At 68.5% G+C, this 14,823-nt stretch carries 9 protein-coding genes; 7 read left to right on the top strand and 2 right to left on the bottom strand.

Annotation, left to right across the window (positions count from 1 at the left end; translation table 11 throughout):
* Positions 1–2: 2 nt before the first annotated feature.
* A complete protein-coding gene (locus BKX93_RS13100; protein ID WP_070980144.1) occupies positions 3–713 on the bottom strand; it encodes an ArsR/SmtB family transcription factor in 711 nt (236 codons plus the stop codon).
* 80 nt (positions 714–793) lie between these two features.
* On the opposite strand from BKX93_RS13100, the gene BKX93_RS13095 reads away from it, so the two are divergent.
* The 3 genes from BKX93_RS13095 to BKX93_RS13085 all read left to right on the top strand — a co-directional run bounded on the left by BKX93_RS13095 (position 794) and on the right by BKX93_RS13085 (position 2,757).
* On the top strand, positions 794–1,423 hold the full coding sequence (locus BKX93_RS13095) for a DUF6058 family natural product biosynthesis protein (RefSeq protein WP_070980142.1): 630 nt from the start codon (positions 794–796) through the stop codon (positions 1,421–1,423).
* Between the two features lie 75 nt (positions 1,424–1,498).
* Positions 1,499–2,413 carry a cytochrome P450 family protein gene (locus tag BKX93_RS13090; protein ID WP_145929316.1) on the top strand — a complete coding sequence of 305 codons (915 nt, stop codon included), beginning with the start codon at positions 1,499–1,501 and terminating at the stop codon, positions 2,411–2,413.
* Entirely contained in the window at positions 2,410–2,757 is a 348-nt protein-coding gene (locus tag BKX93_RS13085) for an antibiotic biosynthesis monooxygenase family protein (protein ID WP_046157970.1), read from the top strand. The genes BKX93_RS13090 and BKX93_RS13085 overlap by 4 nt, the downstream gene beginning before the upstream one ends.
* Here BKX93_RS13085 and BKX93_RS13080 read toward each other — a convergent pair.
* Positions 2,749–3,525 (bottom strand): class I SAM-dependent methyltransferase, encoded by a 777-nt coding sequence (locus tag BKX93_RS13080; RefSeq protein ID WP_070980139.1) that lies wholly within the window; start codon positions 3,523–3,525, stop codon positions 2,749–2,751. The genes BKX93_RS13085 and BKX93_RS13080 overlap by 9 nt on opposite strands.
* A gap of 239 nt (positions 3,526–3,764) precedes the next feature.
* Here BKX93_RS13080 and BKX93_RS13075 point away from each other — a divergent pair, with 239 nt between their 5' ends.
* From BKX93_RS13075 to BKX93_RS13060, 4 genes are all read left to right on the top strand, one after another.
* The gene (locus BKX93_RS13075) at positions 3,765–11,165 is read left to right on the top strand and encodes an Ig-like domain-containing protein (RefSeq protein WP_070980137.1); all 7,401 of its coding nucleotides are present in this window, start codon (positions 3,765–3,767) and stop codon (positions 11,163–11,165) included.
* 87 nt (positions 11,166–11,252) lie between these two features.
* The gene (locus tag BKX93_RS13070) at positions 11,253–12,773 is read left to right on the top strand and encodes a TolC family protein (protein WP_070980136.1); all 1,521 of its coding nucleotides are present in this window, start codon (positions 11,253–11,255) and stop codon (positions 12,771–12,773) included.
* Positions 12,770–13,492 (top strand): efflux RND transporter periplasmic adaptor subunit, encoded by a 723-nt coding sequence (locus tag BKX93_RS13065; protein WP_083340544.1) that lies wholly within the window; start codon positions 12,770–12,772, stop codon positions 13,490–13,492. The genes BKX93_RS13070 and BKX93_RS13065 overlap by 4 nt, the downstream gene beginning before the upstream one ends.
* Positions 13,493–13,497: 5 nt before the next feature.
* Positions 13,498–14,823 (top strand): efflux RND transporter periplasmic adaptor subunit, encoded by a 1,326-nt coding sequence (locus tag BKX93_RS13060; RefSeq protein WP_046158776.1) that lies wholly within the window; start codon positions 13,498–13,500, stop codon positions 14,821–14,823.

Raw genomic sequence — 14,823 nt, 5'->3', positions numbered from 1 at the left:
GTCTATTCCGCCAGCGTATCCGGCCGGATGCCCCACTGTTGGCGCAGGAAGGTTTGCCCGGCCGGGGTGACGCGCAGCGCGCGGCTGTCCAGCCGCCGCTCCACCCAGTTCCGTCGCAGGAATTCCCGGCACAATGCCGCGCCGAGGGCGCCGGCCAGATGCGGCCGCCGCTCGCTCCAGTCCAGGCAGGCCCGCGCCAGCGGCCGCTTGCCGCCGGCAGGCGCTTCCACCTCCAGCGCCGCGGCGAACCAGCCGCGGCCGGCTGCCGTCACCGCGAACTGCCTGTCCTCGTCCAGCAATAGCAATCCGTTTTCCAGCATCGCGTCGGCGATGGCGATGCCCAGCCGGCCCGCCAGGTGGTCGTAGCAGGTGCGCGCCAGCCGCAGCTCCGGCGTCACCCGGCTGGCCGCGCGCGGACGTGCCAGATCGTGTCCGTGGGCGGCGGCGCTCAGCGCCTCCAGCGCCTGGGCGATGGCCGCGTTGGCCAGCAGGTAGTAGCGATGGCGGCCATGCCGCTCTACCTTGACCGCGCCGCCTTGCAGCAGCTTGGCCAGGTGGTTGCTGGCGGCCTGGGCGCTGAGGCCGGCGTGCTGAGCCAGCTCGCTGGCCGGGTAGCTGCGGCCGTCCAGCATCAACAGCAGCATGAGGGCGCGGCCGGGATCGGCCAGCAGGCTGGCCAGGCGGCTGATGTCGGGGAGATGGGCGGCGGTCATGGTTCACTCCAGCGTGAAACATCGTGGTCGATGCCTGGCTACGATACGGGCATTCGAACGACATGCCAAGGAGTTGCGACATGCGCGCCCTGCTGGATTATCTACACACCTATTTCATGAGCGAGCCGCAGCTGCTGTTCCGCTGCGGACTGGCGCCGGAGCGGCTGGCCGAGCTGCAACGTGAAGGACGCGCGCCGCTGCCGTCCTATCGGCTGCGCTGCGCCGGCGCCGTTACGTCTTACTTTGGCGAGCGGGCGCTGGGCGGTGAGCTGGCCTGGTATCCGCAGGCGATGACCGAGTGGCTGATAGCGGCCGAGCATGCCGAAGCGGCGACGCTGCGCGCGCGTTTCGATCGGCGCTACCGGGCCGAGCTGGCGCGTCTGGCGGAGCAGGGGCTGCCTGCCGCGGAGCCTGCGGGCGGCCTGGACGAGGAGTGGGCGCATTTCCTGGCCGGCGCCTATGGCGTCTGCACCCGCCATGGCCGGGTGGAGCAGATCGCGGCCAAAGAGGCGATGGTGGCCCTGATAGACCGGCTGACCGAACGCCAGACCCGAGCCTTTTTGCCGGAGGCCGAGCTGGCCTTGCTGCGCCGAGCGGTGGACCTGCTGGACGAGGTGGAGGCGTGGTTCGCGCCGCACGAGCGCGCGGCCAGTTCCCGCGCGCGCTGCGTCGACGGCGCGCGGCGGCGATACCTGGGAGGCGGAGCATGAACGGCTGGCCGGAACACGCGTTGGCCGCCGCCGGCCATCCCGATCCTTATCCTTATTACCGGGCGTTGGTGCAGGATGGCTGGCGGCGCGACGAGCAACTGGGGCTGTGGCTGGCCGCCTCGCGTCGGCCGCTGGCCGCGGATGTGCGAGGGCGACGCGCATGCCCGCTTGCGGACGGTGGTGGGCGAGGGCTTGGCGGCCCAGTCCTGCGACGAGGCGGAGCAGACGGCGCGGCGGCTGGCGCGGGCTTTTCTGCCGACCGGCGAGGTCGATGGCCGCCGGCTGGACGCGCTGGTCGATTTTTTGCCGGTCGCCACGCTGGCTTCGCTGCTGGGTTGGCCGGAAGCCGCGCTGGCGGAGGCGGCGGCAGGGATCGCGCGGGTGTGCCGGGCCTTGGCGATCGATGCCGATGCCGCGGCGCGCGAGCGGGGCGCGGAGGCTTGCCGGACCTTGCTGACCGATCTCGCCGTTCTATCGGCCGATGGGTGGCTGCGGCGCTGGCGCGATGCGTTCGCCGGCCTGGACGATGCCGCCCTGTACGCCAATTTGCTTGGCATCCTGTTCCAGAGCCGCGATGCCGGCGCCGGGCTGCTGTCGGCCGGCATCGCCTGGCGCTGTGAAGGAGAGTGGGACCATGCCGATCCCGTCGAGTGGCGCGCGCGCTTGCGGCAAGACCCGGTGCTGCACCACACCCGGCGTTTCGTCGAAGCGGACGTGACGCTGGCCGGCCAGACCTTGCGGGCCGGCGACCAGGTGCTGGTGTTGCTGGCCGCCGCCGCGCGCGATCCGGCCGGGCCGGCAGAGGCCATGGATTTCGGCGGCGGCCGGCATGCCTGCCCGGGCGAGGCGCTGGCCCTGGCCACCGCCCGCGGCGCTTTGCATGCATTGGAGGAGAGCCGTCCGGACTGGGGGGCCCTGGGCGCCGGCGTCACCTTTGCTGGCCCGCCCAATGTAAGAATGCGCCGCTTCGGCGCGGGAGAACGAGCATGATCGCGGTGATATTCGAGGCGACGCTGGCCGAAGGCGGCCGCGAGGCCTATCTGCAATGGGCGGCGCGGCTGGCGGAGCAGCTGCGGACGATGGATGGTTTTGTCTCCATCGAGCGTTTCCAGAGCCTGAATCAGCCGGACAAGCTGCTGTCTCTGTCGTTCTGGCGGGACGAGGCCGCGCTTGCCGCCTGGCGCAATCTGGAATCGCACCGGATGGCGCAGGCGGCGGGAAGGGGAGGCGTTTTCGCCGACTACCGGCTGCGAGTGGCGGCGGTGCTGCGCGATTACGGCATGAACGAGCGCGGGCAGGCGCCGACGGACAGCCGCGCCGCGCACTCAGCCTGAGGCCAGGGCCTTGATCACGTAGAGATCGAAGCGGGTGGACTTGCCGTCCAGCACCGCCGACGGCTTCACGCCGGCGATGGCCGCGCCCAGTCGCGGCCGTTTCACCACCACCCGCACCTTGGCGGCGGCGATGGCGGCGGCCAGCAGCTCGGCGCTGTCCATGTCGTCGCCAATCACGTGCTGGAAGGCCTGCATGTCTTTCTTGGCGGCGGCGGATTTCTTGTCGGTGTCGGGGAACATCGGGTCGACGAACACCACGTCGGGGCGCTGTGCTTCGGCGAGGCCGGCCAGCCAGTCGCGCGAGTTGGCATGCACCAGCGTCATCCGCGCGGCGATGTCGCGGGTGGTTTCGTCGCGTTCCGCGCGCTCCAGCGCGTCGGCCAGCAGCGCCGCCGCCACCGGCGAGCGCTCCACCATCGTCACCCGGCAGCCCAGCGTGGCCAGCACGAAGCTGTCGCGGCCCAGGCCGGCGGTGGCGTCTACCACGTGAGGCAGATCCCTCGCTCCCTTCAGCCCCACCGCCTTGGCCACCGGCTGGCCGCGGCCGCCGCCCTGTTCGCGGCGGTGGCGCGCCGCGCCATCGACGAATTCGGCGTATACCGCGCCGTGCTTGCCGGTGGTCAGCAATTCCAACCGTTCGGAGCCCAGTTCCAGCCAGTAGCCGTCGGCCGGCCGCTGCTTGATCAGGGGCAAGGAGAAACGCTCGCACAGGCGGCGGGCGGCGTCGAGGCGGGCGGGTTCGGCGCAGTAAAGCGGTGTGGCGGTCATCGGCGGTCCTTCAAAATCTGTTGCGCACGATACGGGATGCGGAGCGTCGTCGCAAGCCGCGGCTGGCCGGGTGAAGGGAAGCGGCGGCGCTCAGCGGAGGGGTGCTAAGTAGATTTATCTAAAGAACCTTTACTCATACGACATTTTTTTATGCGCTCAACTAGTCTATTTCTTTAGAAGGGATATTTTTATTCAAACGCAATCGGCGGCAGCCGTAGCGCAGGCGCGGGAGCAGGAACATGGCGTGGTGGAAATCGACGGGCCGGGAATCGGCCAAACAGGCTGGACGTCCGGCCGGCCGTTTGCTGCTGCAGGCGCTGGAACCCAGGATGATGTTCGACGGCGCGGTGGCGGCTTCGGTCGGAGAGGCCGCGCATCATGTCGACCCCGCGCACGACGCGGCGCGCATCGACGCCCAGCAGCGCCACGGTGAGACGGCGGCTGCGGTCGCCGCCACCGCCCAGCCGCGAGATGCCGCCGCCAGCGCGCGCGACACCCATGCGCAGGGGCCGCAGGTGGTGTTCGTCGAGTCCAACGTCGCCAACTACCAGAGCCTGATCGCCCAGCTGCCGTCCAATTACCAGGTGGTGATTCTGGACAGCAGCAAGGACGGCCTGGCGCAGATCGCGCAGTGGGCGCAAACCCATAGCGGCTACAGCGCCATCCACATCATTTCGCACGGCCAGGAAAACGACCTGCAACTGGGCGCCGCCCAGCTGACCACCGCCAACGTCGCCAACTACCAGGCCGAGCTGGCCGCCATAGGGCAGGCGCTGCGCCCCGGCGGCGACATCCTGCTGTATGGCTGCGACGTGGCCGAGGGCAGCGACGGCGCCGCGCTGGTCAATGCCATCGCGCGGGAAAGCGGCCGGGTGACCGCCGCCTCCACCGACGCCACCGGCGCCGCCAGCCTGGGCGGCGACTGGACGCTGGAATTTTCGACCGACCGGCTGCACGTCGCCGCGCTGAGCTTGACTGACTATAACGGCTTGCTGACCCGGCCCACTTCCGGCACCACCACCTTCGACTCGCAGGACGGCTCCACCACCGTGGTGCCCACTGGCGTTTCCTCGCTGACGGTCAGCAATGTTCTTGGCTGGAATTTCACGATGCAGATGAATTCCAACAGCGACGGCCAGAACGAGATGATCATCATCGAGAAGGACGGCTCCAGCTCGGTGGAAACGGTGGACGCGCTGAGCGACGGGGTCAAGCAGATCAACTATTTCTCGGTCAAGCCTAACGACAGCAGCCTGTTCACGCTGAACTCCATCGGCGTGGTGCTGAATGGCTACGACTCCACTTTCTCCGGCGGCACCGTCCAGCTGGTGGGCTACCTCAACGGTTCCGCCGTCAGCGGCGCCACGTTGAGCCAGAGCGTCAGCGATATCGACAACAGCGGCTCGCTGGTGACGTTCAATGTGTCCGGCAACAGCAATTTCCAGGGCATAGACTCGTTCCGCGTTCTGGCCGCCAACGGCCACAACATCACCGGCCTGCTCGGCATCGGCGCCATCAACGCCACCAACTTCCATTTCCCCGGGCCGACGCTGACCGCCAGCGGCGGCAGCAGCGCCTACAGCGGCGGCACCGGCAGCGCGGTGACGGTGGACAGCGGCATCACTCTCAGCGATACCGCGGCCTCGACCCAAACCAGCGCCACGGTGTCGATCACCGGCAACTTCCACAGCGGCGAGGACGTGCTGGCTTTCACCAACAACGGCAGCACCATGGGCAACATCAGCGGCAGCTACAACAGCGGCACCGGGGTGCTGACGCTGACCTCCAGCGGCTCCACCGCCACCAACGCCCAGTGGCAGGCGGCCTTGGAGGCGGTCACCTATCGGGACAGCTCGCTGACGCCCAATACCAGCAGCCGCACCATCAGCTTCGCCATCACCGACGCCAGCAGCAATACCAGCTCCACGGTGACCAAGACCGTGACCGTGGCCGCCGACGCGGCCCCGGTGATCGGCAACCTCAATGGCGACAGCAACACCTATTATGCCGGCGGCGGCGCGGTCCACCTCGATACCGGCACCGCTGCGACGGTGACCGACAGCGACTCGACCAACTTCAACAGCGGCAATGTGACCGTCCACATCTCGGCCAATGGCCAGAGCGGCGAGGACGCGTTGGGCATCGACACCAGCGGCACGGTAACGCTGTCCAGCGGCACCAGCGTGGGCAGCACGGTATCGGTGGGCGGCGTGGCGATCGGCACCATCGCCACCAATGGAGACGGCGTCAGCGGCCATGACCTGATCGTCACCTTGAACAGCAACGCCACCGCCAGCCGGGTGACCACGCTGGTGGACGCGCTGACCTACAACGACACCGCCGCCGGCATTCCCAACACCTCCACCCGCACCATCCAGGTGTCGGTCAACGACGGCCACGGCGGCACCAGCAGCGCCGCCAGCGTGACGATGGCGGTCAGCGCCGCGCCGCTGCTCGCCGTCAGCGGCGGCAGCGCGGCTTTCACCGCCGGCGACAACGCCGCCTCGACGCCGGTGGCGGTGGACAGCGGCATCACCGTCACCGACAACGCCAGCCCCACGCTGGCCAGCGGCACGGTGTCCATTACTGGCAACTTCCACAGCGGCGAGGATGTGCTGTCATTCACCAACGATGGCAGCACCATGGGCAACATCAGCGCCAGTTACAACAGCGGCACCGGCGTGTTGACGCTGACCTCCAGCGGCGCCACCGCCACGCTGGCGCAATGGCAGGCGGCATTGCGCGCGGTGAAATATACCGATAGCGCAGTAACGCCGAACAGCGCCACCCGCACCATCAGCTTTCAAGTGGCCGACGGCAGCAGCAACTCCAGCACCGCGGTGACGCGGACGGTGACGGTGGCCGACACCGACCAGACGCCTATCGCCACCGCCAGCGGCGGCAGCACCGCCTTCACCGCCGGCGACAACGCCACCTCGACGCCGGTGGCGGTGGACAGCGGCATCACCGTGTCCGACCTCGACAACACCACGCTGGCCAGCGCCACGGCATCGATCACCGGCAACTTCCATAGCGGCGAGGACGTGCTGAGCTTCACCAACACCAGCGCCGTGACTTACGGCAATATCGTCGCCAGCTACAACAGCGGCACCGGGGTGCTGACGCTGACGTCCAGCGGCGCGACCGCCACCGTCGCGCAATGGCAGGCCGCGCTGCGCGCCGTGAAGTACACCGACAGCGCGGTGACGCCAAACAGCGCCACCCGCACCATCAGCTTCGTGGCCAACGATGGCACCAAGAACAGCGCTGCCACCACTAAGACCGTGACGGTGGCCGCCACCGACCAGACGCCCATCGCCACCGCCAGCGGCGGCAGCGCGGCCTTCACCGCTGGCAACAACACCACGTCGGCGCCGGTGGCGGTGGATGGCGGCATCACCTTGTCCGATCTGGACAACACCACGCTGGCCAGCGCGACGGTATCCATCACCGGCAACTTCCAGAGCGGGGAGGATGCGCTGGCGTTCAGCAACACCAATTCCACCACTTACGGCAATATCGTCGCCAGCTACAACAGCGGCACCGGGGTGTTGACGCTGACTTCCAGCGGCGCGACGGCCACGCTGGCGCAATGGCAGGCGGCCTTGCGCGCAACGACCTACACCGACAGCGCGATCACGCCCAACAACGCCACCCGCACCATCAGCTTCGTCGTCAACGACGGCACCAAGAACAGCGCCGCCGCGACGCGGGCGGTGACGGTGGCTGATACCGATCAAACGCCGATCGCCACCGTCTCCGGCACCAATGGCAGCTACACCATCAGCGGCACGCCGACGCCGGTGGCGGTGGATGGCGGCATCACCGTATCCGACCGCGACAACGCGACGCTGGCCAGCGCGACAGTGTCCATCACCGGCAACTTCCACAGCGGCGAGGACGTGCTGGCGTTCAGCAACACCAGCTCCAGCAGCTTCGGCAATATCGTCGCCAGCTACAACAGCGGCACCGGCGTGCTGACGCTGACTTCCAGCGGCGCGACCGCCACCGTCGCGCAATGGCAGTCGGCGCTGCAGGCGGTGACCTACAACGACACGGCCGGCTCGCCGAATACCGCCACCCGGGTCATCAGCTTCGTCGTCAACGACGGCACGGCGAACAGCTCCGCCGTCACCCGCAATATCGCCATTCAGCTGCCGACGCCGACGGTAGCCGGCCTGACGGCGGGCACCGACACCGGCAGTAGCAGCTCCGACGGCATCACCAGCGACAACACGCCTACGGTGACCGGCACCGCCACCGCCAGCAGCACCGTCACGGTCTATGTGGACGGCGTCAGCGTCGGCACCACGACCGCCGACGGCAGCGGCGCGTGGAGCTACAACTTCGTCTCCAGCCTGGCGGACGGCAGCCACGCGATCACGGCGATGGCCAGCAGCGGCGGCGTCAACAGCGGCGTGTCGTCCGGCCGCGCCATCACCATTGACACTACGGCTCCCGCCACGCCGACGGTGACGGGCCTGACCGCCGCCACCGACACCGGCAGCAGCCACAGCGACGGCGTCACCAGCGTCAACACGCCAACGGTGCAGGGCACGGCCGATGCGAACAGCACGGTGACGGTCTATGTCGACGGAACCGCGATGGGCACGGCCACGGCCGACGGCAGCGGAGCATGGACCTACAACATCGCCAGCAGCCTGGCCGACGGCAACCACAGCATCCGCGCGACGGCGACCGATACCGCCGGCAATGTCAGCGGCCAGGCGACGGTTTACAGCGTCACCATCGATACCGCGACCCCGGCGATGCCGGCGATCAGCGGGCTGAGCACGGCGACGGACACCGGCAGCAGCCACAGCGACGGCATCACCAGCGACAATACGCCTACTCTGCAAGGCACCGCGCCGGCCAACAGCACGGTGACGGTGTACATCGACGGCTTCCAGGTGGGCACCGCCACCGCGAACGGCAGCGGCGCATGGAGCTACAACCTGAGCACCAGCCTGCCGGACGGCAACCACGGCGCGCGGGTGACGGCGATGGACGCCGCGGGCAACGTCAGTACGCTGTCGGCGGCGTACAGCATCACCATTGACACCGCGGCGCCGTCGGTGCCAAGCGGCTTGGCGCTGACTGCGGCGACCGACACCGGCAGCAGCCATAGCGACGGCGTCACCGACAACAACCAGCCGACGGTGCAAGGCACGGCCGAGGCGAACAGCACGGTGACGGTGTACGTCGACGGCACGGCGGTGGGCACGGCGACGGCCGACGGCAGCGGCGCGTGGAGCTACAACCTGAGCAGTCCGCTGGCCGATGGCAACCACAACGTGCGGGCGACGGCAACCGACGCGGCAGGCAACGCCAGCGGCCAGTCGACCGCGTACAGCATCACGGTGGACACTGCCGCGCCGGCGGCGCCGACGGGTCTGGCGCTGAGCACGGCCAGCGACACCGGCAGCAGCCACAGCGACGGCGTCACCGACAACAATCAGCCGACGGTGCAAGGCACGGCCGAGGCGGGCAGCACGGTGACGGTGTATGTCGACGGCACGGCGGTGGGCACGGCGACGGCAAACGGCAGCGGCGCGTGGAGCTACAACCTGGCCAGCCCGCTGACTGACGGCAGCCACAGCATCCGCGCGACGGCGACCGACGCGGCAGGCGACGCCAGCGGCCAGTCGACCGCGTACAGCATCACGGTGGACACTGCCGCGCCGGCGGCGCCGACGGGTCTGGCGCTGAGCGCGGCCAGCGACACCGGCAGCAGCCACAGCGACGGCATCACCGACAACAACCAGCCGACGATCACCGGCAGCGCCGAGCCGAACAGCACGGTGACGGTGTATGTCGATGGCACGCTGGCAGGTACGGCGACGGCCAACGGCAGCGGCGTTTGGACTTACAACCTGACCAGTGTCTTGGCCGAAGGCAACCACAACGTGCGGGCGACGGCGACCGACGCCGCCGGTAATGTCAGCGGCCAGTCGACCGCGTATAACATCACCGTCGACACCACGGCGCCGGCTGCGCCAAGCGGCGTGGCGCTGAGCACGGCGACCGATACCGGCAGCAGCCGCAGCGACGGCATCACCGACAACAACCAGCCGACGATCACCGGCAGCGCCGAGCCGAACAGCACGGTGACGGTGTATGTCGATGGCACGCTGGCAGGTACGGCGACGGCCAACGGCAGCGGCGTTTGGACTTACAACCTGACCAGTGTCTTGGCCGAAGGCAACCACAACGTGCGGGCGACGGCGACCGACGCCGCCGGTAATGTCAGCGGCCAGTCGACCGCGTACAACATCACCGTCGACACCACGGCGCCGGCTGCGCCAAGCGGCGTGGCGCTGAGCACGGCGACCGATACCGGCAGCAGCCGCAGCGACGGCGTCACCGGCAACAACCAGCCGACGGTCACCGGCACGGCCGAGGCGAACAGCATGGTGACGGTGTATGTCGATGGAACGGCGGTGGGCACGGCGACGGCCAACGGCAGCGGCGCGTGGAGCTACAACCTGGCCAGTCCGCTGGTCGATGGCAACCACAGCATCCGGGCCACGGCGACCGACTCGGCCGGAAATATCAGCGGGCAATCGACGGGGTACAACATCACCGTCGACACTGCCGCGCCGCAGGTCCAGACCATCAGCGCCGGCGGTCCTCTCGACACCTCCGCCAGTACGCTGTCCTATCAGGTGACGTTCAGCAAACCCGTGGCCTCCTTCACCGCGGACAACCTGAATCTGGTCGTCAGCGGCAGCGCGCATGGCGCGATTTCCAGCGTCACCGCAGTCAACGCCACCACGTATGCCATCCAGCTGACCGGCGTCGGCGGCACCGGCTCGCTGTCGTTGGCGATCAAGAGCGGAACGGTCAGCGACAAGGCCGGCAATCTGTTGACCGGACAGGCAACCGCGCCGTCGTACCATGTCAGCGCCCAGGCGCCGACAACGGTTGTAACGCCGGCGCCGACAGTCGTTCCGACACCTCCCGCCGCAGCCGCCAACACCATCCAGCTGCCGCCGATCACGCCCAATATCGTGCTGGCGGCGGTGGGAGGCACGCCGACGGTAGCCACCGGCAACGAGCATGCCGACAACGCGGCGCAGAATCTGCTGTCGGATGCCGCTCACGCCGGCACGGGCGTCAATTCGCCGTCGCTGGGCGCCAACGGGCTGGACAATGTAAACGGCGGCGCGCCTTCCTTTGTCAGCAACACTGCCGGCAATCCGACCATCGCCCTGCAGGTGAATCCGGACCTGGGCGTGCGACCCGTGGCCGCGGGGCAGTCGTTCACCATCGTGTTGCCGCCGGCCACCATCATCAGCCGCGAGTCTTCGGCCAACCTCAGCATCGTGGCGCGTCAGAGCAATGGCCAGCCCCTGCCGGCTTGGCTGAAGTTCGACCCGGCGACGGGCCGTTTCACCGGGCAGGCGCCGGCGGGATGGAACAAGCCGGTTTCGATCGACATCCGGGTGCAGGACAAGACCGGCCATCATGGCAACAGCCACATCCAGCTGAATTTCGGCAAACGGCAGGCGACGACGCAGGCGCGCAAAGCGACGCCGGACGCCGGCAAGCTGGCGCTAAACCGGCAGTTCGACAACCACGGCCAACGCGGCTTCCTGCAGCGGCTGGCGGCGCTTCTGGGGGATGACAAGCAGGGCTAGCTTCGCCGCTGCGGGCGGGGCTGCAGAAAATAGACAGCGATAAGGATGGCCAGGGTAAACCGACAATGCTCTAAAGGGGGCAGTGAGATGCAATCCGATTATCAGGCAAGGCCGCGCTCGCGCGGACTCCGATTGGTTCCGCTGGCGTGCGCGCTGGCGCTGGCCGGATGCGCGGTAACGCCGCAACCGTTGAGCCTGGCCGAGCGCCAGTCCCAGCTCCGTGCCGACCGGCAGACGATGTTCGGCAGCCAGGAGGCTGTCAGCGCGCCGGTGACGCTGCAGGAGGCGATGGCGCGGGCGCTCAAGTACAACCTGGACTACCGGGTGAAGCTGATGGAGGAGGCGATGGCGCAGCGGCAGCTGGACCTGTCCAGCCTGGACATGCTGCCCAAGCTGGCGCTGGCCGCCGGCTACACCACCCGCAGCAAGGACAACGCGTCGTCGTCGCAGAACGTCGCCACCGGCGAGCAATCGCTGGTGCCGTCCATCTCTTCCGAGAAGCGCGACCGCACCGCCGATCTGAACCTGAGCTGGAACGTGCTGGATTTCGGCGTCAGCTACTACTCGGCCCAGCAGCAGGCGGACCGGGTGCTGATTTTGGAGCAGCGCAAGCGCAAAGTGGCTCAGCAACTGATGCAGCAGGTGCGCGAGGCGTGGTGGCAGGCGGCCGGCGCCCAACAGCTGCAGGGGCGGGTCGATGCCTTGTTGAAAGACGCCCAGTCCGCGTTGGAGGACGCGCGGCAGGTGGAGAAGCAGAAGCTGCGCTCGCCGCTGGACGCGCTCAACTACCGCCGTCAGTTGCTGGATGTGATCCGCCAGATGAGTGCGGTGCGCAACGCGCTGTCGCAGGCCAAGCCTCGATTGGCCGCGATCATGAATGTGTCGCCGGGCCAGGACTTCCAGGTGGCGACGCCGTCCGGCATGCCGGTGCCGACCTTGGGCATGGATGTCGACCGGATGGAAGAGATGGCCTTGCTGAACCGGCCGGAAGTGGTCGAGGCGCAATACAGCAGCCGCATCAGCGCGCTGGAAACCCGCAAGGCCATGGCCAAGCTGCTGCCCGGGCTGGAGTTCAGCGTCGGCCAGCATTACGACAGCAACAAATTCCTGGTCAACAACTCCTGGAGCGACGCCGGGCTGCGGATCAGCTGGAACCTGCTGAACCTGTTCAGCGCCGGGCCGATCACCCGGGCTGCCGACGCCCAGAAGCAGGTCAGCGAGTCGCAGCGGCTGGCGCTGAACATGGCGGTGCTGACCCAGGTGCACGTCGCCTATCTGGATTTCCAGGGCAAGTCGCGGCAGTACGAACTGGAGCATGAGCTGAGCGGCGTCGACCAGGCGATCTATCAACAGACCCGCAACGCGGTGGAGAGCGGCGCGTCGGCGCGGCTGCAGGGCATACTCGCCGACGCCAACGCGGTGTTTTCATCGCTGCGGCTGTATCAGTCCTACGGCGATCTGCAGAACGCCTACGGACTGATGGGCGCCAGTCTGGGTCTGGATCCGCTACCGTCCACCACCAAGGGTTACGACCTGGCCTCGTTGAGCCAGGCGCTGCAAGGCGCGGAAAACCAGTGGCAGGGGACCGTCTCGGGAGGCAAGCAATGAGGCTGGCCTGGGTCGTGATGGCCATGTCGATGGCCGCGCAGGCCGCGCCGCCGGCCACTGCCGCCGACGGGAGGATACGCGTGCAATTGATGTCGCGCCACGCGGTCACCCTGTCCAGCGAGATTCCGGCCAAGATATCGGCGATGCCGGTGGTGGAGGGCGGCGGCTTTCGCCGTGGCCAGCCGCTGGTGGAGTTCGATTGCAGCAGCTACCGCGCCCAGCTGCGCAAGGCCCAGGCCTCACTGGAGGCCGCCAGTCAGTTGCTGAAGGTGAACAACCAGCTGGCCAAGTACAACTCGGTCGGCACGCTGGAGCTGACCCAGGCCCAGGGCAAGGCCAAGGAAGCGGCCGCCGACGCCAGCTACGCGCAGACGCTGGTGTCCAAATGCAGCATCGCCGCGCCCTTCGACGGCCGGGTGGCCAAGCGCAGCGCGGCGGTGCACCAGTACGTGAATCCGGGCAATCCCATCCTGGACATCGTCGATTCCGACTCGCTAGAGCTGCGCATGCTGGTGCCGTCCAAATGGCTGGCGACGCTGAAGCTGGGCAGCCGCTTCACCGTGGCGGTGGACGAGCTGGGCGCCAGCTTCCCGGCGCGCATCGAGCGACTGGGCGCGCAGATCGACCCGGTCAGCCAGACCATTCTGGCGATAGGCGTGATAGACGGCAAAGCCGCCAACCTGCTGCCCGGCATGAGCGGCTGGGCCAGCTTCAAGTAGCCGCCATGGGCCACGCCGACCGCAGCCGGGAACTGGCCACGTTGCTGCAGCTGTTGCATCGCGCCCGCGAGGCCGATGGCGCGGAACGCCTGGGTTTCGTCATGGTCAACGAGACCCAGCATCTGCTGCCCTACCGTCAGGCTGCGTTCTGGCGCGAGGGCTTGCGCGCCCATGTCGCCGTCTTGTCCGGGCTGGCCGAGCCGGACCCCACCGCGCCTTATCTGCAATGGCTGTCCGCCTTGTTCCGCCATCTGGCGAAAGAGGATGCCGACCGGCTCAGCGTGTGTTGCGACGCAGCCGGGCTGCCCGAGGCGCTGGCCGACGAGTGGGCGCACTGGCTGCCGGAGCACGGCTTGTGGCTGAGGCTGGACGGGCTCGGCGCGCTGCTGCTGGCCCGCGATCTGCCATGGAGCGACTACGAGGTGCAGCTGGCCGAGGAACTGGCGCACGGCTATGGCCACGCCCTGCGCCAGCATGCGCCGCGGCGCGACTGGACGGCGCTGGCGAAGGCGTGGCTGCGCGAGGGCCGCCGCCGCAAGCGTCTGCTGATCGCCGCGCTGCTTGTCGTCTGTTTCCCGGTGCGGCTCAGCGTGCTGGCCCGCGCCGAGGTGGTGCCCAGCGATCCCATCCTGCTGCGCGCGCCGGTGTCCGGGGTGATAGACAAGGTGGCGGTCTTGCCCAACCAGCCGGTCCGACGCGGCGCGGCCTTGTTCGACCTGGACGCCACGGTGCTGTCCAGCCAGCTGGCGCTGGCGAAGGAGGAAGCCAGCGCGGCGGAGGAAAGCTTCCGCGCCAGCGCCCAGCTGGCGCTGACCGACGACAAGGGCAAGCTGGCCCTGGCGCAGGACAGGGCCAAGCTGGAGGAGAAGGACATCAGCGCCGATTTCGCCGGCCGGGAGTTGAAACGCTTGCACGTCACCGCGCCGGCCGACGGCGTGGTGGTGTTTTCCGACCGGAACGACTGGCAGGGCAAGGCGGTGGCCTTGGGCGAGAAAGTGATGACGCTGGCCGATCCGGCCAAGGTGGAGTTGGCCGCCTGGCTGCCGGCGGCGGAGGCGATCGACCTGGAGCCGGGCGGCAAGGTGACGCTGTACCCGAACGCCACGCCGTTCCAGTCGTACGAGGCCACGCTGCTGCGGGTGGCCTACAAGGCCGAGGCCGGCGAGGGCAATCTGCTGGCCTACCGGCTGCAGGCGCGGTTTGCCGCTGGCCAGCGGCTGCCGCTGCTGGGGCAGATGGGCACCGCCCGGGTTTATGGCGACTGGGTGCCTCTCGCGTATTACGCGCTGCGCCGGCCGCTGACCGCCGCGCGGCAATGGCTGGGCTGGTAG

The sequence above is a fragment of the Chromobacterium vaccinii genome (genome assembly GCF_001855275.1).
GTDB classification, from domain to species: domain Bacteria; phylum Pseudomonadota; class Gammaproteobacteria; order Burkholderiales; family Chromobacteriaceae; genus Chromobacterium; species Chromobacterium vaccinii.
Note: the sequence above shows the minus strand (reverse complement) of the source record. Positions and strands in the feature narration are given on the sequence as shown.

What these genes read in the sequence shown, in the direction of transcription:
- BKX93_RS13075 (WP_070980137.1), top strand. Translation starts at nt 3,765, where the DNA reads ATGGCGTGGTGGAAATCGACGGGCCGGGAATCGGCCAAACAGGCTGGA.
- BKX93_RS13095 (WP_070980142.1), top strand. Translation starts at nt 794, where the DNA reads ATGCGCGCCCTGCTGGATTATCTACACACCTATTTCATGAGCGAGCCG.
- BKX93_RS13060 (WP_046158776.1), top strand. Translation starts at nt 13,498, where the DNA reads ATGGGCCACGCCGACCGCAGCCGGGAACTGGCCACGTTGCTGCAGCTG.
- BKX93_RS13065 (WP_083340544.1), top strand. Translation starts at nt 12,770, where the DNA reads ATGAGGCTGGCCTGGGTCGTGATGGCCATGTCGATGGCCGCGCAGGCC.
- BKX93_RS13085 (WP_046157970.1), top strand. Translation starts at nt 2,410, where the DNA reads ATGATCGCGGTGATATTCGAGGCGACGCTGGCCGAAGGCGGCCGCGAG.
- BKX93_RS13080 (WP_070980139.1), bottom strand. Translation starts at nt 3,525, where the DNA reads ATGACCGCCACACCGCTTTACTGCGCCGAACCCGCCCGCCTCGACGCC.
- BKX93_RS13070 (WP_070980136.1), top strand. Translation starts at nt 11,253, where the DNA reads ATGCAATCCGATTATCAGGCAAGGCCGCGCTCGCGCGGACTCCGATTG.
- BKX93_RS13100 (WP_070980144.1), bottom strand. Translation starts at nt 713, where the DNA reads ATGACCGCCGCCCATCTCCCCGACATCAGCCGCCTGGCCAGCCTGCTG.
- BKX93_RS13090 (WP_145929316.1), top strand. Translation starts at nt 1,499, where the DNA reads ATGGCTGGCGGCGCGACGAGCAACTGGGGCTGTGGCTGGCCGCCTCGC.